Genomic DNA, 17491 nt, shown 5'->3' with positions numbered 1-17491 from the left:
GCCGCGACCACCGCCCGCGTGAACGTCGAGATCAACCTCGGCGGCATCAAGGACGAGCGCGTCCGCGCCGAACTGACCGCCGAGGCCGCCCGAGTCGACGGCCTCGCCGCCCGTGCCGACCGGATCACCGCCGCCGTACGCAAGGAGATCGCCCAGTGACCGCAGCCCCCTTGTCCGGAAAAGAACTCGCCGCCTCCCTCCGCGCCTCCGCCGCCGCCGAGGCCGCCCGCCTCACCGCCGCCGGAGTCCCGCCCAAGCTCGCCGTCGTCGTCGCGACGGCCGACGAGTCCAGCGCCTGGTACGTACGTTCCATCGCCAAGGCCGCCGCCAAGGCCGGCATCGCATGCGATGTCGTCGATCTCGGCGAACACGCCGCCCCCGACGCCATCCGGGCGAAGCTCGCCGAGTTGTCGGCCGACCCCGGCGTGCACGGCGTGATCCTCCAGACGCCGCTGCCTGCCGGGGCCTCGCTGGAAGAAATGGCCGGGGCCATCGCGTTCGAGAAGGACGTGGACGGCGCCAATCCGCTCTCTCTGGGGCGGCTGGCGGCCGGGCTCCCCGCGTTCGCGCCTGCCACCTCCGAGGCCGTCGTACGGATTCTGGAGCACCACCGCATCGAGCTGACGGGCCGTCATGTGGCGGTCGTCGGCCGGTCGAACGTCGTCGGGAAGCCCGCCGCGCACCTGCTCCTCGACAAGAACGCCACCGTCACGGTCTGCCACTCGCGCACCAAGGACCTCGCGGCCGTCACCTCCGCCGCCGACGTGGTGGTGGCCGCCGTGGGCCGGGCCGGGCTGATCGGCGCCGAGCACGTACGGGCCGGGGCCGTCGTCGTGGACGTCGGCACCAACCCCACCGACGACGGCGGGCTGACCGGCGACGTGGACGCCGCCTCCGTCGCCGACCGCGCGGGCGCGCTCACGCCCGTACCCGGCGGCGTGGGGCCCGTGACCACCGCGCTGCTGCTCCAGCACACCGTACGGGCGGCGGCCGAGCTCTGACATCTCCCGCCAGGGAGGGCGGGTAATTCGTTGGCATATCTGCCCTTTTGTTGTGATGCTCAGATCTATGCCTCGCACCTTCGAAGAACTCGTCGCCGAAGCCGACTCCGTATCCGTCGACGGCTGGGACTTCTCCTGGCTCGACGGCCGCGCCACCGAGCAGCGCCCCTCCTGGGGGTACCAGCGCGCGATGGGCGAGCGCCTGGCGCGCGCGAGCGCCGCGCTCGACGTCCAGACGGGCGGCGGCGAGGTGCTCGCCGGAGTGCCGGAGCTGCCCGCCCTGATGGTGGCCACGGAGTCCTGGCCGCCGAACGTCGCCAAGGCGACCGCCCTCCTCCACCCGCGCGGCGCGGCCGTCGTCGCGGACAAGGACGAGCCGCCGCTGCCGTTCGCCGACGAAGCCTTCGACCTCGTCGTCAGCCGGCACCCCGTCACCGTGTGGTGGGAGGAGATCGCCCGCGTGCTGCGGCCCGGCGGCACGTACTTCTCCCAGCAGGTCGGCCCCGCCAGCGTCTTCGAGCTCGTCGAGTACTTCCTCGGGCCGCTGCCCGAGGACACCCGCCGCGCCCGCCACCCCGACGACGCCCGCCGAGCGGCCGAAGCCGCTGGGCTGGACGTCGTCGAGCTGCGCAGCGAGTCCCTGCGGACCGAGTTCCACGACATCGGCGCGGTCATCTACTTCCTGCGCAAGGTGATCTGGATGGTCCCCGGCTTCACCGTCGCCGCATACCGGGACCGGCTGCTCGAACTGCACCGGCTGATCCAGGAAGACGGCCCCTTCACCGCCTCCACCACGCGCTTCCTCATCGAGGCCCGCAAGCGTTCGTAGGACGGCACAGGCCCGTCCGCTCACTCCAGCGACACCAGCCCCGCATACTCCTCTCCCCACAGGTCCTCCGTCCCGTCCGGCAGCAGCAGCACCCGGTCCGGGCGCAGCGCCTCGATCGCGCCCTCGTCGTGCGTGACCATCACGATCGCGCCGGGGTACGAGCCGACCGCCGCCAGCACCTCGCCGCGCGAGGCCGGGTCGAGGTTGTTCGTGGGCTCGTCGAGGAGCAGCACGTTCGCGCCGGAGTGGACGAGCCCCGCCAGCGCCAGCCGGGTCTTCTCGCCGCCGGAGAGCACCCGCGCCGGCTTGTCGGCGTCGTCCCCGGTGAAGAGGAACGAGCCGAGTACGTGCCGGGCCTCGCCGTCGGTCAGGTGCGGCGCGGCGTCGGCGAGGTTCTCGCGGACCGTACGGGCCGGGTCGAGCGTGTCGTGCTCCTGCGCGAAGTAGCCCAGCCGCAGCCCGTGTCCGGGCACGACGCGCCCCGAGTCGGGCTCCTCGCGCCCGGCCAGCAGCCGCAGCAGGGTGGTCTTCCCCGCGCCGTTGAACCCGAGGACGACGAGCCGGCTGCCCCGGTCCAGCGCCAGGTCCACGCCGCTGAGCACCCGCTGGTCGCCGTACGCCTTGGCCAGGCTGATCGCCGCGAGCGGCAGCCGGCCGCACGGCGCGGGCTCGGGGAGCCGGATGCGGGCGGTCTTCTCGGCGCGGCGGGCCGGTTCGAGACCGGCGAGCATCCGGTCGGCGCGGCGCGCCATGTTCTTCGCCGCGACCGCCGTCGACACGTGCGAACGCATCTTGTCGGCCTGGGTGTGCAGCGCCGCCGCCTTGCGTTCGGCGTTCGCGCGCTCGCGGGTGCGGCGCCGCTCGTCGGCGGCGCGCTGGGCGAGATAGCCGCTCCAGCCGGTGTTGTGCACGTCGAGCGCGGCGCGCCCCGGATCGACGTGGAAGACCCGGTTGACGGTGTCGGCCAGCAGCCCCTCGTCGTGGCTGATCACGACGAACCCGCCCCGATGGCCCGTCAGGAACGTACGGAGCCAGCCGACCGAGTCGGCGTCGAGGTGGTTGGTGGGCTCGTCCAGCAGCAGCGTGTCGTGGTCGGCGAAGAGGATGCGGGCCAGTTCGACGCGGCGGCGCTGGCCGCCGGAGAGGTCGCCGACCGGCCGGTGCATGGCGCGGTTCGGCAGCCCCACCCCGGCGGCGATGCGCGCCGCCTCGGCCTCGGCCGCGTACCCGCCCCGGGCCGTGAACTCGGCCTCGGCACGGGCGTACGCGCTCATGCCCCGCTCCACCGCGCCGGGCGTGGCGGCCTCGCCCATCTCCGACTCGGCGGCCCGCAGCGCCCGTACCGCGCGGTCCAGGCCGCGCGCGGACAGGATGCGGTCGGTGACGGTGGCGGCGGGGTCGGCGGCGCGGGAGTCCTGCGGCAGATAGCCGAGGCGGCCGAGGCTGGTCACGGTCCCGGCGGCGGGCCGGGCGCGCCCGGCCAGGGTCTCCAGCAGGGTGGTCTTGCCCGCGCCGTTGCGGCCGACCAGGCCGATGCGGTCGCCGGGGGCGATGTGGAAGGAAACGTCGGACAGCAGAAGGCGGGCGCCGACGCGGACGTCGACACCGCGAACGGTGATCATGGGATTACGCTCCGAGAAGCTCAAAGGACACACGGGTGGCGGGGAAGCGTGTGTCCTGAGCTAGGAAATGCGGGGCGTAGACATACATCCACTGTAGGCACGCCGTCTCGCGAGCCGCATCTGATTTCCGAGGGCCTGGCACGTCACGCCTGGTACGTCACGCCCCTCGCGTCATACCTGGGTATCACCTCGGATTCGCCACCGCGGTGTGACGCCCGTCCGGGCCCTCGCGCCGTAGCGTGAAAACGTCCTTGACCAGCAGCGATACCGCCGAGACACCGCCAGGAGCGCCGAGCCTTGACCGTCGTCACCCAGTCCCCGACCGCATCCCCCGCCCGCGAGGCGGGCACCGGCCGTCGGCCTGCGCGCGGCATGGCGCCGGGCGCGCGCCGCTGGGTCGTACGCCCCCTCGTACGCGGAGCGCTCTGGCTGCCGCTGGCCGCCGTGGCGGCACCGGCCTCCCTGGTGGGCGCGGCTCGGGCGGCGGCGGGCCGGCAGCGGACGCTGGCCGGGACCGGGACGGCGGGCGCTCAGAAAGCACAGCGGCCGAAGGCGCGTCGCGTGTTCGGGTACGCGCTGCTGTCGCTGCTGCCCGCGCTGGTGGCCTTCCTGCTGGTCGCGTTCTGCGCCTACACGGTCTACTTCGGATTCCTGTATCCGCTGCGGCCCGACGCCATCGCCGCCATCGGCCACCTGTTCACCGCCGACCCGATGTTCAACGCCGCCTGGGGCGGGCCCACGCTGGTCGGGGCCTGGGCCGCACACGCGGCGGTCGGCGCCGCCGTCTGGGCCGGCAGCCTGCTGCTCCTCCACGCGCTGTGCGCCCTCCAGGCCCGGCTGGCCCGCAGGTTCTGCTGAGCCCGCCGAGCCACCGCCCGTACGGTCTACTTCGCCGTACGAGCCTGCGCCGGCCCCCGTACCGCGTCGCCCGCCGAAGGGTGCAGCCGCAGCGCCCCCGCCACCGTGCCCACGCACACCAGCGCCAGCAGGCAGAACGCCACGCCGTACGCGGTGGTCGCCGTCGTACGGCCGGGCAGCCAGTCGCCGATGGGGCCGCCGGCCCGCAGCGCGACCGTGGCGGCGGCCACGCCGAGGCCCGCCCCCATCTGCTGGGCGGTCGCCAGAAGCGTATTGGCGTGCCGCAGGCGCTCCTGCGGAATGTCGCTGAAGGCGATGGTGGAGTACGCGGTCAGCCCCAGCGACCGGGCCACGCCGCTGACCAGCGCGATGACGGCGATCACGGCGATCGGCAGCGCGCCGGTGATGAACGCCGACGCCACCATCGCGGCCCCGAGCCCGAACCCGGCGGCCAGCAGCAGCGGGCGGAAGCCGTACCGCTTGAGGAGCGGCGTCGTCGCGGGCTTGATGCCGATGTTCCCGATGAACACGAACAGCACCACCACACCGGACTTCACGGCGCTCCAGCCCAGCGCCTCCTGGAACAGCAGCGGCAGCAGGAACGGCACCGCGCCCACGGCGATCCAGAACGTCGAGCCGCCCGACACCGCGGCCCGGAACGTCTTCACCTTCAGGGTGCTCAGATCCACCAGCGGGTTTTCGCTCCGCAGCAGATGCCACACGGCCGCGCCGAGCAGCAGCACCGCCGCCGCACCGGTGACCAGCACCGAGCCCTTCCCCGCGGAGGTCTCGGACAGCAGATGGGCGGTCCAGGTCAGCGCGCCGAGCCCGGTCGAGGTCAGGACGACGCCCAGCCAGTCGAGGCGCGGCGGGGCGGCCGTCGCGGGCGCGGCCTCGATCAGCCGCCAGGCGACGGCGAAGGCGACGACGCCGAGCGGGATGTTTATCAAGAACATCCAGCGCCAGTTCGCGTATGTGGTGATCAGCCCGCCGATCAGCGGCGCGATGACGGGCGCGATCAGGCCGGGCCAGGTGATGTACGCCATCACGCGCGGGAGGTCCGGCTTGTCGGCCTTGGCCACCACGATCAGCCGGCCGACCGGCACCATCATCGCGCCGCCGGCGCCCTGGAGCACGCGCATGGCGACCAGTACGCCGAGGTCGGTGGCGACGGCGCAGGCGAGCGAGGCGAGGGTGAAGACAGTGATGGCCGTCAGGAAGACGCGCCGCGCCCCGAACCGGGCGCTCAGCCAGCCGCTGAGCGGTATCAGCACGGCCAGCGTCAGCAGATAGGCCGTGATGACCAGGCTGATCGCCGTCGGCGCGACGCCGAGCGAGGCCCCCATCCGGGGGGCCGCGGTCGACACGATGGTGCCGTCCAGGTTCTCCATGAAGAAGCAGCCCGCCACCAGGAGAGCGGTGTTGCGATGCTGTGCGTGAATCATCAGGTCCCGTCGCTTTCTCGAATTCCCTCCATCGTCAAAGCCAGGACCATGAACTACAAGGTCCGGATCAGCAAGCCAGCATTGCGTGCCATGCATGAATAAGAGGGCTGGTCGGCGGCGTACCGCTCCCTACCATTGCTTCCCATGCAACTACCCGACATGAATCTCCTCCCGGCCCTGGACGCCCTGCTCCGCGAGAGCAGCGTGACCGCGGCCGCCGCGGAGATGAACGTCTCGGCCTCCGCGATGAGCCGCACCCTGGGCCGGCTGCGCCGCGTGGTCGGCGACCCGCTGCTCGTACCGTCCGGGCGCAGCCTCGTCCTCACCCCGCGCGCCCGCGCGCTCCAGCCGCAGGTCGAGGCGGCGCTGGGGCAGGCGCTGGCCGCGCTGCGGCCGCCGCGGCCGGTCGACATCGCCACCATGCGGCGGGAGTTCACCATCCGTACCAACGACGGGCTGGCCGTCGTCCTCGGCTCCGCGCTGACCGCGCACGCCGTGCGCGAGGCCCCCGGCGTACGGCTGCGCGTCCTCCCCGAGGGCGACGAGGACCCCGCCGACCTGCGCGACCGCGTCGACCTCGACATCGGCGCGATGCCGGAGCTGCCGCACGACGTCCGCAGCGAGTTCCTGCTGCATCACCACTACGTCGCGGCGGCCCGCGCCGACGCGCCGTACGCGCGCGAGCCGCTGACGGTGGACCGGTTCGCCGCCGTCCCGCACATCACGGTCTCCCGCCGCGGCCGGGCCCACAGCGTCGTGGACGACCGGCTGCGCGAACTCGGCCTGCGCCGCGACGTCCTCGCGACCGTCCCCACCCACAGCGCGGCCTGCTTCCTCGCCCTGGAGACCGACGCGCTGGCCCTGGTCCCCTCGGCGCTCGCCGCCCGCGCCGCGCGGTTCATGCCGCTCGTCGTCTGGAACATCCCGCTGTCCCTGCCGCCGATCACCATCGCCATGGCCTGGCACCTGCGCGTCGACGCCGACCCGGCCCATCAGTGGCTGCGCACGGTGCTCGCCGGGCTCGCGGCGAGTGCCGTCGATGGTGGCGGCGCGGCAGGCGGAACCGGCGGCTGAGCTGGTACGGACGTGGCCGCTGAGCCGGCAGGGGGCGTACGGATGTGCCTGCGGGGGCGTACCGATGTGCCTGTGAGGGCGTACGGACCTGCCGGCCGAGCCGCCGCGAACCCGGCTACCGCGCCCGTACGCCCCGGAATTCGGTGGTTCGCGCCGAACAAACCATTACCCCCGTCCTACCCGACAACCGGGGTCGAACGGATACGGTGCTCGCATGGTGAACGACCGCGCCGGGAGCGAAGAGCACGGGTACGGGCTGCTGATGGCCGCGGTGCCACCCTCGAAACAGCCCATGGACGCCACCGGCGCGCTGCACCAACTCGCGGCCGTGCCGCCCACCGTGCTGCTCGGCACGCCCTTCGCGTCCGTCGTCCAGCTCGTCGGCCCCGACGCCCCGAACACCGTCCTCACCCACCTGCGGACGGCCGCCGCCGCGCCCGGCCCGCTGCTGCTCTACGTGGCGGGCCATCTCCAGCTCGACCGCAAACAGCAGCTGCCGCACCTCGCGTTGGCCCGTACGACCGCGAGCACCGTGCGCTACACCGCGCTGCCCTGGCACTGGCTCACGGCCGAACTGCGCGAACGGCCGCCGGGCAGCACCACCGTCCTGGCGGACCTGGTCGCCGACGAGGCCGTCTGGCAGCGGCTGAACGCCGAACCGGGCTTCCTGTCCGGCCCGTACGCGCTGTACGGCACGGTCGCCCCGCCGCCCGCCCGCCGCCGCGACCGCCCGGTGCCGGCCTACAGCCAGGCCCTCGCCACGCTGCTGCGTACGAGACCCGAGCGGCCGCCGTTGGAGCAGCTGCACCACGAGGCGGCGAACCAGGCCGGGCTCGCCGCGGGGTCGGTGTACCTCCTGTCCAGCGCCCCGCACGCGTACGCGGCCCCGGAGCCGGCCGAATCCGGGGCCAGGTCCGAGCCCGGGTCCGAGCCCGGGTCCGAGCCCGGGTCCGAGCCCGAGTCCGGGTCCGGGTCCGGGTCCGGGTCCAAGCCGAAGCCCTCGTCCACGTCCGAGCCGATATCGCGGCGTCCGGAGCAGGGTCCGGAGCCGGAGCCCGTGCGGGAGCCGGCGCCGGACCCCGCGCAGCGGCTCGACATCCCGGCTCCGTCCCCGGAGTCGGAGCCCGCTCCTCGGCCGCACCCGGAGCCCTCGCCCGAGACGTCCTCCACACCCGTCTCCGCACCCGTCTCCGGACCGGCCCCCGACCCGGTCCCCCGCCCGCGCCCCGAGCCCCAGCTCCCTCAGCACCACCCCGAGCACCGCCCCGAGCCCCACCCCGACCCGCATCCCGCCATACTCGAAGCCGCCCACGCCGGCCGGCACAGCGAGGCCGCCGCGATGGCCGCCGCGTGGGAGCAGGAGGCCTGGCGGGCCCACGGCCCCGGCTCGCTCGACGTCATCCACTGGAACGAGGTACGAGCCGACCTCGCGCGCCTGGCCGGGGAGCCCGCCAAGGCGTGCGGGCTGTGGATGCACGCGGCCGTGCAGCGCATGAACGCCGGCCAGCCGGAGACCCACCCGGAGGTCCAGGCCGCCGCCGACCGCGCCCACCACTGCTGGCAGCAGGTCGACGACCCGAGGGCCGTAAGGGCGCTGGGCCCCGAACTGATCGACCTGCGCACCCGCGTGCCCGGCAGCAAGGAAGGCGCGCTCCAGGCCGTACGGCAGCGCATCGCGAACCTCGGGGACAACGCTCCGGCGGCCTGAGGAAACGCGCCCCAGATTTCCGCGGGGCGGAGTTTCCGTACGGCGACCCGTACGTAACGTCGCCCCGTACGTACACCCATCACACATCCGTGCGTATACGCGCTGCGTATAGTCCTCTCCCATGTCCTCTCCCGACGCATCGGCACTCGCTGCTGCCTCCACGCACCATGCGCCCCACGCGCCGGGCCGCGGCCCCCTCGCCGGTCCCGTCCTGGCGGGCCCCGTCGCGCGGCTGCTCGTACCCGCCGTGCCCGCGCTGCTGTCGCTCGCGCTCGGGCTGTGGGGCGTCGGCCGGGGGCACAGCATGTGGCGCGACGAGGCGGCGACCTGGCAGGTGGCCCACCGTTCCGCCGCCGACATCGTGCGGATGCTCAGCACGACGGACGTCGTGCACGGCCTGTACTACCTGTTCATGCACGCGCTCTTCGAGATATTCGGCGACAGCACGCTGACCCTGCGGCTGCCGTCGGTCCTGGGCGTGGCCGCTGCCGCCGGGCTCACCGCGGCGACCGGCCGCCGCCTCGCCGGGTGCTGGGCGGGGGTGGCGGCGGGGATCGCGTTCGCCGTGCTGCCCGTGGTCCAGCGGTACCAGCAGGAGGGACGCTCGTACGCGCTGGTCGCGGCGTGCGTCGCGGGGGCCACGTGGATGCTGGTCACCGCGCTTCAGCGGCGGCAGCGGCGGCACTGGTGGGGCTGTGCGGGGCTGCTGCTGGTGGCGGCGCTGCTGAACTGGTTCTCGCTGCTCGCGCTGCCGGCCTTCGCCGTGACCGTGGCGTTCGCGGTGCGGCGGGGCGAGCGCCGCACCGTACGCGCCTGGGCGCTGCCGGCCGCGGTCGTCGTGCTCGGGTCGCTGCCGCTGATCCTGGCCAGCCGCTCCCAGGCCGATCAGGTCTCCTGGATAAAGCCGCCGACCCCGGCGACGCTGATCGGCCTGCTCGCCATGGCGGTGGTCGCCGTGGGCGCCGCCTTCGTGCCGCATCCGCGCTCCGGCCCGGCGACGACGGCCACGGTGGCGCTGCCGCTGCTGCTCGTACCGCAGTCCGCGCTGGTGCTGATCTCGCTGGTCAAGCCGGTGTACGTGGACCGGTACGTGATCTTCGCGCAGACCGGGGCGGCCCTGATGATCGGACTGCTGCTGGGGGTCGGCGCGACGGCGGCGCACGCGCGGTGGCCGCGCGTACGGCCCTGGGCGCCGATCGCCGCCGTGAGCGGGGTCGCGGTGCTCGCGCTGCTGCCCGTGGAGACGGGGCTGCGCGCGTCGACGAGCCGCGTCGACGACGTGTTCGCACCGGCAGAGGCGGTCTCGGCGGTGGCCCGGCCGGGCGACGGCGTCCTGTTCATACCGGCGGCCCGCCGCGACACGGCCCTGGTCTCGCCCGAACGCTTCCGCGGCCTCAAGGACCTCGCCCTCACCGAGACCCCGCTCCAGTCGCGCACTCTCAAGGGCGAGGAGGGCAGCCCCGCGCACATACGGGCGGCCATTCTGAAGTCGTCCCGGATAGTGCTGATCAGCGACGCCAAGCCGTCCTCCGGCGCGGCACGCCGCGACGTCGCCAAGCGCGGCACGCTCGCCGACCACTTCGTACGGCTCAGCGACACGGTCACAGGGGGGCGGCGGGTGGAGGTGTACGAGAAGAAGCAGCAGCGGCAGGCCGACGGGCGTCCGGTCGGCGGATAGGTCTTGGGCTTGGGCTTGGGCTTGCATAGGCGGAGCTTCGTGCAAACTGGGGCAAAGCATCTGAAAGGAGGCAGGGAAGCGACTCCGACTCCCGGATACGCGGCCCTGGCCATTCCCATGGACATGGACATGGACATCACCCTCCGGATCGCCCAGCACCCCGAGGCCGACGACCTGCTCGGCCGCAGCCCGCTGGCGGCCCTCGTCGGGATGCTGCTCGACCAGCAGATCCCGATGGAATGGGCCTTCTCCGGGCCGCTGACCATCGCGCAGCGGATGGGCGGCGACGACCTGGACGCCCATGAGATCGCCGCGTACGACCCGGACGCGTTCGCCGAACTGCTGAAGGCCAAGCCCGCCGTGCACCGCTACCCCGGTTCCATGGCCAAGCGCGTGCAGCAGCTCTGCCAGTACCTGGTCGACCACTACGACGGCGACGCGGCGGCGGTATGGCGCGGGGCCGACAGCGGCAAGGAGGTGCTCAAGCGGCTGAACGAACTGCCCGGCTTCGGCAAGCAGAAGGCGCAGATCTTCCTGGCCCTGCTGGGCAAGCAGCTCGGCGTACGGCCGCGGGGCTGGCGGGCGGCGGCGGGCGCGTACGGCGAGGAGGGCGCGTACCGCTCGGCCGCCGACATCACGGGGCCCGAGACGCTGAGCAAGGTGCGCGCCCATAAGCAGGCCCTCAAGCAGGAGGCGAAGCAGGCGGCGGCCGCGGCTGACAAGAAGTCGTGACACAGACCCCGGCACGCCCCCCGCTGTCCACAGCCTGTGCATAACACCCGCGGGGCAGAGAAGAGGGCGTCCGGCGGGGCAGGGTTCGCGGGCGTGGGGGCACGATTGACGGACGTCGGCCCCTCGATAACGGTCCGGGGCTCTCAGACGCACCTCCCCACCCATGCATCGCTCCTGATATGCGGCTGATTGTCGCCTTCGCACTCTTGCGCCATGGCTGCGCCGGGAGCCGCTCGCCCGGTAGGCTTTCCGTGTGATCTTCAAGCGCATCGGAAACGGGCGGCCGTACCCCGACCACGGCCGGGAGAGCACCCGCCAGTGGGCGGATGTCGCTCCTCGCCCGGTACGCCTCGACCAGCTCGTGACCACCAAGGGCCAGCTGGATCTGGAAACGCTCCTCGCGGAGGACTCGACGTTCTACGGCGACCTGTTCGCCCACGTCGTGAAGTGGCAGGGCGACCTGTATCTGGAGGACGGGCTGCACCGCGCGGTGCGCGCGGCGCTCCAGCAGCGTCAGGTGCTGCACGCCCGCGTGCTGGAACTCGGCTGAGGCTTCCGACCGCTCACCGATCGAACGCTTACGGATCAGGCCGGAATTGACCCTTTCGGGTTGGGCTGTACGCAACCCGTTGATCATTTAGTAGGCATCGGTATCGGGCCGCACTACGCTGCGGCCATGAGCATGCTCACCCCTCCCGGCATGGGCGGAAAGTACCGCATCACGGGCAATCGCTACCCGCATATGCGCCGCCCACGAAACCGCCGCAGGATCGCTCTCGCCGTGGTGGGCGCGGTCGTCGCGCTGGGCCTCGTCGGGTGGGGGACTGTGCAGCTCATCGACGTCTTCACCGGCGGGAACAGTACGGCGCAGGCCGCCCAGGACAAGCAGGGCAGGAGCGACGGCTGCGCGAAGAGCGGCGACCGCCCCCGCGCCCGCCCGGTCACGCTGCCCAAGCCCGGCGAGATCACCGTCAACGTCCTCAACGCGACACCGCGCGGCGGCCTCGCCAAGACGACGGCGGACGAGCTGAAGAGCCGCGGGTTCAAGGTCGGGAAGGTGGGCAACGCCAGCGCCGAGTACGACAAGAAGGTCAAGAGCAGCGGGCTGCTCCTGGGGGCGCCCGCGGCGGCCGAGGGTTCGCTGAAGGTGCTGGGCACCCAGCTGGCGGGCGCGCAGGTCAAGAGCGACGGCCGCAAGGGCGGGGACGTCGACCTGATCATCGGCTCGGAGTTCAAGAACCTGACCCCGAAGAAGGACGCCGACGACGGCTTGGCGGCTCTGTCCAAGCCCCAGCCGACGCCTTCGGGGGCGAAGAAGTGCTGACGAAGAATCGCTGATGCAGAAGTGCTGATGAAGAAGTGCTGATGGGGAGCTGATACGCCTGGCAGGTCAGGCGGTCGTGATGGCCTCGACCCGCCGCAGTACCCGCTCCGCGCCGTCGTCCATGCCGATCAGGCGCGCCAGTTCGGCGGCGCGGCGGCGGTAGCCCGGCTCCTCGACGGCGGCCCGGATCGCCTCGCCCAGGCGCTCGGCGCTCAGCTCGCCGAAGGGTACGGGGGCGGGGCCGGCCCCCAGTTCGTACACGCGTGAGGCCCAGAACGGCTGGTCGGCCATGACCGGGACCGCGACGGTCGGCGCCCCGGCCCGTAGCCCCGCCCCCGTGGTGCCCGCGCCCGCGTGGTGGACCACGGCCGCCATCCGGGGGAAGAGCCAGTCGTGCGGTACGTCCCCGACGGTGAGCACCTGGTCCCCGGCCACGTCCAGACCGGCCCAGCCGGCCTGGACGACCGCGCGCGTGCCCGCCCGGCGCACGGCGTCCACGATCAGGGGGCCGAGCCGTTCGCCGAGGCCGGGGGCCATGCTGCCGAAGCCGAGGAAGACGGGCGGCGGGCCGGCGGCCAGGAAGGAGAGCAGTTCCTCGGGGGGCTGCCAGGCGGGGGTGAGGGAGGAGACATCTGCGGAAGGGGGCTCGGGCCACCAGTAGCCGGCCATGTCGACCTCGGGCGGCCAGTCGGCGGGGCGCGGCAGGACGGCCGGGCTCACGCCATGGCTGATGGGCCACCCTTCCTTGCCCTGCCAGCGCCGCCACGCGGTGCCGACAGCGGCCTCGGGCAGCCGGAGCCGGCGGGCCAGGCGCGGCAGGACCTCGGCGTAGAGGCCGTGGGCCCGGTCGAGCGTCCGCTCGCCCGCGGCCCGGTTGCTCAGGGGGGTGCCGGGGCCGGCGGGAACGTCGGAGCCCGGCAGGGCGAAGGCGTCGTTCGGTACGGCCGGTGCGAGGTAGACGCCCATGCTGGGCAGGCCCAGCCCCTCGGCCACCAGGCAGCTCAGGGGCGCCTGGCCAAGGCTCGAAAGGATCACGTCGGTGCCCTGTTCGGCGGCTTCGGCGACCCCTTCGCCGAGGTTGCTCAGGAATTCGGCGGTGACCCGCTTCTTCTCCGCCTCCGACCGGCCCTCGGTACGGGCCCGGATCAGCTCCTGCGGGTCACCGGGCAACGTACGCACTTCGAAGCCGCCGGCCCGCACCATGTCCGTGAAGGTGTGATGCGTGGCGAAGGCCACGTGGTGGCCTGCCTCGCTCAACCGCCTGGCGAGCCCGGTATAGGGGGCGACGTCGCCCCGCGATCCGGCTGTCACGACCATGATCCGCATATGGGGAGCGTACGTGCGTTTCGCACGGGCTGGGGAGGCGGGCGGGACGCGAGTGGGACGCGAGTGGGGCCGCTCACCGATGAACGGTGAACGGCCCCAGTCGTCGACTCGTGCGCGTACGTGTCCGTACGTTCCGTGTGCGTACGGTCCGTACGACTAACCGGCGGTCCCGTACATCCGGTCGCCCGCGTCGCCCAGGCCGGGGACGATGTAGCCGGAGTCGTCGAGGCGCTGGTCCACGGAGGCGGTGACGACGGTGACCGGGGTGCCCGCGAGCTCCCGCTCCATGACCTCGACGCCCTCGGGCGCGGCCAGCAGACAGATGGCGGTGACGTCATCGGCGCCGCGCGAGATCAGTTCCTTGATCGCCGCGACGAGCGTGCCGCCGGTGGCGAGCATGGGGTCGAGTACGTACACCTGCCGGCCGGAGAGGTCCTCGGGCATCCGGGTGGCGTACGTGGACGCCTGGAGCGTCTCCTCGTTGCGGATCATGCCCAGGAAACCGACCTCGGCGGTGGGCAGCAGCCGGACCATCCCGTCGAGCATGCCGAGCCCGGCGCGCAGGATCGGCACCACGAGGGGCTTCGGGCTGGAGAGCTTGACGCCGGTGGTCGCAACCACCGGGGACTCGATGTCGACCTGTTCGGTGCGCACGTCACGGGTCGCCTCGTAGGCGAGCAGTGTGACCAGCTCGTCGGCGAGGCGCCGGAAGGTGGGGGAATCGGTGCGCTTGTCGCGCAGCGTGGTGAGTTTGTGCGCGACCAGGGGGTGGTCGACGACGTGAATCCGCATGACATCGACAGTAACCGAGGCGGGAGGGGGCGTCGCTCCCTGGTCAGGGTCGGCTGCGCTGGCATCAACAGGCCGATCGGGGGAAAAATTGCGAGAGGACGAGAAGAGAGACGAGAAGAGACAAGAGGAGACGAGAGAACGGGCGAGGGAGAACCGGGGAAGGGGAGGGAAGAGGGGAAAGCGAGCGGGAAAGGCGAGTGTGGCCACGTAGGCCCGGTTGGTCGCACCGGGCGGGAACCTCGGCCCGAGGTGGTGTGTCCCATGGCTGACCGAGACGAACGGCCGGATGGACGGCTGGATGGACGACGCCGGGAAGACCGGCGGGGCGGCGGACGCAGGGGAAACGGGAGCGGCAATGGGAGCGGTGCGGAAGAGCCCCACTCCCCGACGGAGAACTCCGAGAACCCCGAGAACCCCACAGATTTCCCGCCGGAGACCCACGCACCGGAAGCCCACGAATCCCCCGGATCCCCCGGATCCCCCGGATCCCCCGGATCCCAAGAATCTCCCGAGCCGGAAGCGGACCGGCGACGCAGACGGGCGCAGTTTCTCCGTGAGCTGAATGAGGCGAAGGAGCTGCGGGACCGGGTGCAGCCACGCCGGGCGAGGGCGGCGCGAATGCGCCAGCAGATGCGGATGCGTACGTTCCGTTGGTGAGCGAAGGGTGCCCCGAAAGGACCGGTCGACAGGTCCGTATGGGCGGAGCGTGAGCGACATCTCTTCGGACTACTGCACGACGCAGCGCGGAAGACCTCTCGCAACGCGTCGCTTTCTGCCACGATTCCGAGTGGGCGGGGTGCGTTTCCCGCCCAGCCGGCACCGCCTATGACCAGTGGGAGAGTCACGGTGTACTTCGCCGCACTGCTCGCGCGCACCGAAGACGGGTGGCAAGCGAGCGACACAGAGCTCGACAACGTGGAGACGCTGTCCGATCTGGCCGACCTGGCCCGTGAGTCGGCAGTGGACGATGACACGGTCCTCGTGTACATCGAACAGGAGGACGCGTGGTTCGCCGTCGTGCGTGTGGACGGCGAGGAGGACCCGCGCGTGTACCTCTCGGACGCCGCCGCGGCGACCCGCAGTTCGTACGGCGCGATGCTCGCCGATGAGCTGCTCGGCCGCGACGACGAAGTGGACGACCTCGACAGCCTCGTGGACCTCGACGGCACGGAGGACGGGGAGCCGGAGACGGACGACGAGGACGACGCCGCGGCCGCCGACGAGCCGGTGCCGGCGGGCCCGCTCGGCGAGGGCGAGATCCTCGCGGACCTCGGCATGCCGGAGCGGCGGCTGAAGTCCCTCAGCGACGACGCGCTCGGCGAGATCGCGGACATGCTGGGGTGCACGGAGGTGCTGGAGGCGGTGCGCTGACGGCCGTAGGGCGAATGTCGCCCACACTGGTGGCATGACCACCGCACCCGACCCCAGCCCGCCCCCCGCCGCGTCCCCCTCGGAAGCCGACAACGCCCCGGACCACGACCCGGTCCGGGCACCTTGGCGTGCCGCGATGCGGCTGGCGCTGGCGGAGGCGGTACGGGCGCCGGAGACGGGCGACGTGCCGGTGGGGGCGGTCGTGCTGGGCCCGGACGGGTCGGTGATCGGCCGCGGCCGCAACGAACGCGAGGCGACGGGCGACCCGACGGCGCACGCGGAGGTGCTGGCGGTGCGGGAGGCGGCGCGGGCGGTGGGCGAGTGGCGGCTGACGGGCTGCACGCTGGTGGTGACGCTGGAACCGTGCACGATGTGCGCGGGCGCGATCGTCCTGTCCCGCCTGGAGCGCGTGGTCTACGGCGCCCTGGACGAGAAGGCGGGCGCGGCCGGCTCCCTCTGGGACGTCGTACGCGACCGCCGCCTCAACCACCGCCCCGAGGTGATCCCCGGCGTCCTCGCCCCCGACTGCGCCGCCCTCCTCACCACCTTCTTCCGCACCCGCTGACCCCTCCCCGTACCCCCACCGGGTAACCGATTTCGGCCCACGGCCCACCGTCCGCTAAGCTTCATCTCGGTAGCGTGTCCGAGCGGCCGAAGGAGCGCGCCTCGAAAGCGCGTGAGGGGGCAACTCCTCCGTGGGTTCAAATCCCACCGCTACCGCCAGTAACACCCCTCTGACCTGCGAGAACGTGGTCAGGGGGGTGTTTTGCGTGTTGCACGTGCAACACGGCGGTGTTGCACAGGAGCCCCGATGAGGCCCCAGCAGTCGCCAACTCCCCAACAGGAAATGACTGTTGGAGCACTCCTCTGTGGGACCTGGACCCACAGATCCCACAGAGGCCGCCTCCCGCTCCGAGCGGGAAACAGCCCCTCGCGTACGACGCCGTCCGCTGTTGGGCCGGGGCATCGCCAGCCCCACCGTCTGCCACACCTGTGACAACCACCCGTGCCAGCAGCCGGCGCACCTTCGCCTCGGAACGCCGAAACAGAACCGGGCCGAGTGGCTGGCCCGACGCCGGGACCCTGGCAGCCCACTGGCTGATCTGCACGGGCCCGCCGGCCGCTCGCGGGCGATCGGCACCGCGATACGGGCCGGGCGCGCGGACGGCGAGTCCGAGGCGGAGATCGCCCTCCGGGTTCAGACCGTGATCGCCGCGGGGCGTCCCCTGAGCCTCTGGTGACTCCACACCACGAACCACCGACCCCCTCCCTCGAACCGGAAAGGACCAACATGGATGAGCGACGACTCCCCCTTCCATGAGCGCTTCGGGCCGAACTACGTGCGCCCGTCGCCAGCCAACTGCCCGAACTGCCCATGCCGCACCCTCCGCGTCTGCGAGGAGGGTTTCCAGTGACACCGCTCCGAACGGCCGAACTACAGCGACGGCAGCGCGTACGACGAGCCGTGCCCATGCGAGAAGGCCGCGGCCCAGCCGGAAGACCGCACCGTGCTGATCGAGCTGGACGGCATCCTCCACGAGGTCCCCGCGCGCTATCACCGTTCCGGCCGGCTGGCGGGCCGGATGCTCACCGAACGGATCTCCGCGCGGAGTCGACCGTGCTGGACGAGTGCCCGGCCCCGTTATGTTTTTCGCGGTCCTGCAATGGGGCCGCTGGCCTCCGGGCCCGGCATGACTGTTGCCCCCTGTCGAACCCATGACCTGGGGGGTG

Annotated in this window: 16 protein-coding genes and 1 tRNA gene; 13 read left to right on the top strand and 4 right to left on the bottom strand. The window is 72.6% G+C overall.

From position 1 onward, the window contains the following. The first annotated feature begins 155 nt into the window (after positions 1-155). Positions 156-1001 (top strand): bifunctional 5,10-methylenetetrahydrofolate dehydrogenase/5,10-methenyltetrahydrofolate cyclohydrolase, encoded by an 846-nt coding sequence (locus ACFU99_RS09405; RefSeq protein ID WP_384388187.1) that lies wholly within the window; start codon positions 156-158, stop codon positions 999-1001. A gap of 67 nt (positions 1002-1068) precedes the next feature. Next, positions 1069-1830, top strand: a complete 762-nt coding sequence (locus ACFU99_RS09400) for a class I SAM-dependent methyltransferase (protein ID WP_384388184.1) — start codon at positions 1069-1071, stop codon at positions 1828-1830. A 20-nt stretch (positions 1831-1850) separates the two neighbouring features. On the opposite strand, the gene ACFU99_RS09395 is transcribed toward ACFU99_RS09400, so the two are convergent. Further along, positions 1851-3452: an ABC-F family ATP-binding cassette domain-containing protein gene (locus tag ACFU99_RS09395; RefSeq protein WP_384388181.1), complete on the bottom strand. Its 1602-nt coding sequence runs from the start codon at positions 3450-3452 to the stop codon at positions 1851-1853. Between the two features lie 297 nt (positions 3453-3749). Between ACFU99_RS09395 and ACFU99_RS09390 the strand changes: the two genes are divergently transcribed. Then, on the top strand, positions 3750-4310 hold the full coding sequence (locus ACFU99_RS09390; RefSeq protein ID WP_384388178.1) for a hypothetical protein: 561 nt from the start codon (positions 3750-3752) through the stop codon (positions 4308-4310). Positions 4311-4336: 26 nt separating this feature from the next. On the opposite strand, the gene ACFU99_RS09385 is transcribed toward ACFU99_RS09390, so the two are convergent. Further along, a complete protein-coding gene (locus ACFU99_RS09385) occupies positions 4337-5755 on the bottom strand; it encodes a DHA2 family efflux MFS transporter permease subunit (RefSeq protein ID WP_384388177.1) in 1419 nt (472 codons plus the stop codon). 144 nt (positions 5756-5899) lie between these two features. Between ACFU99_RS09385 and ACFU99_RS09380 the strand changes: the two genes are divergently transcribed. The 6 genes from ACFU99_RS09380 to ACFU99_RS09355 all read left to right on the top strand — a co-directional run bounded on the left by ACFU99_RS09380 (position 5900) and on the right by ACFU99_RS09355 (position 12271). Beyond that, a complete protein-coding gene (locus ACFU99_RS09380; RefSeq protein WP_384388174.1) occupies positions 5900-6829 on the top strand; it encodes a LysR family transcriptional regulator in 930 nt (309 codons plus the stop codon). Positions 6830-7043: 214 nt separating this feature from the next. Then, positions 7044-8537, top strand: coding sequence for a hypothetical protein (locus ACFU99_RS09375; protein ID WP_384388171.1), 1494 nt, complete (start codon positions 7044-7046; stop codon positions 8535-8537). A 121-nt stretch (positions 8538-8658) separates the two neighbouring features. Beyond that, positions 8659-10215 carry a glycosyltransferase family 39 protein gene (locus ACFU99_RS09370; protein ID WP_384388168.1) on the top strand — a complete coding sequence of 519 codons (1557 nt, stop codon included), beginning with the start codon at positions 8659-8661 and terminating at the stop codon, positions 10213-10215. A 129-nt stretch (positions 10216-10344) separates the two neighbouring features. Then, positions 10345-10947: an HhH-GPD-type base excision DNA repair protein gene (locus tag ACFU99_RS09365; protein ID WP_384388165.1), complete on the top strand. Its 603-nt coding sequence runs from the start codon at positions 10345-10347 to the stop codon at positions 10945-10947. A 253-nt stretch (positions 10948-11200) separates the two neighbouring features. Continuing rightward, entirely contained in the window at positions 11201-11497 is a 297-nt protein-coding gene (locus tag ACFU99_RS09360) for a type II toxin-antitoxin system VapB family antitoxin (RefSeq protein ID WP_003955420.1), read from the top strand. Between the two features lie 126 nt (positions 11498-11623). Next, entirely contained in the window at positions 11624-12271 is a 648-nt protein-coding gene (locus ACFU99_RS09355; RefSeq protein ID WP_384388163.1) for a LytR C-terminal domain-containing protein, read from the top strand. A 66-nt stretch (positions 12272-12337) separates the two neighbouring features. Here ACFU99_RS09355 and ACFU99_RS09350 read toward each other — a convergent pair whose 3' ends face one another. Both ACFU99_RS09350 and upp read right to left on the bottom strand, forming a co-directional pair. Continuing rightward, positions 12338-13597: a glycosyltransferase gene (locus ACFU99_RS09350; RefSeq protein ID WP_384388160.1), complete on the bottom strand. Its 1260-nt coding sequence runs from the start codon at positions 13595-13597 to the stop codon at positions 12338-12340. 156 nt (positions 13598-13753) lie between these two features. Beyond that, positions 13754-14389 (bottom strand): uracil phosphoribosyltransferase, encoded by a 636-nt coding sequence (gene upp / locus ACFU99_RS09345; RefSeq protein ID WP_384388157.1) that lies wholly within the window; start codon positions 14387-14389, stop codon positions 13754-13756. 825 nt (positions 14390-15214) lie between these two features. Here upp and ACFU99_RS09340 point away from each other — a divergent pair. The 4 genes from ACFU99_RS09340 to ACFU99_RS09325 all read left to right on the top strand — a co-directional run. Beyond that, a complete protein-coding gene (locus tag ACFU99_RS09340; protein ID WP_384388155.1) occupies positions 15215-15760 on the top strand; it encodes a hypothetical protein in 546 nt (181 codons plus the stop codon). Positions 15761-15794: 34 nt separating this feature from the next. Continuing rightward, positions 15795-16325 (top strand): tRNA adenosine(34) deaminase TadA, encoded by a 531-nt coding sequence (tadA, locus tag ACFU99_RS09335; protein WP_384388153.1) that lies wholly within the window; start codon positions 15795-15797, stop codon positions 16323-16325. A gap of 68 nt (positions 16326-16393) precedes the next feature. Continuing rightward, positions 16394-16483, top strand: a tRNA-Ser gene (locus ACFU99_RS09330). 785 nt (positions 16484-17268) lie between these two features. Then, a partial coding sequence (locus ACFU99_RS09325) for a hypothetical protein (protein ID WP_384388150.1) occupies positions 17269-17491 on the top strand: 223 nt, incomplete at its 3' end.

Origin of the sequence: Streptomyces sp. NPDC057654, assembly GCF_042800135.1 — a bacterium.
Lineage (GTDB): Bacteria > Actinomycetota > Actinomycetes > Streptomycetales > Streptomycetaceae > Streptomyces.
This window is presented reverse-complemented; position numbering and strand designations above follow the sequence as displayed.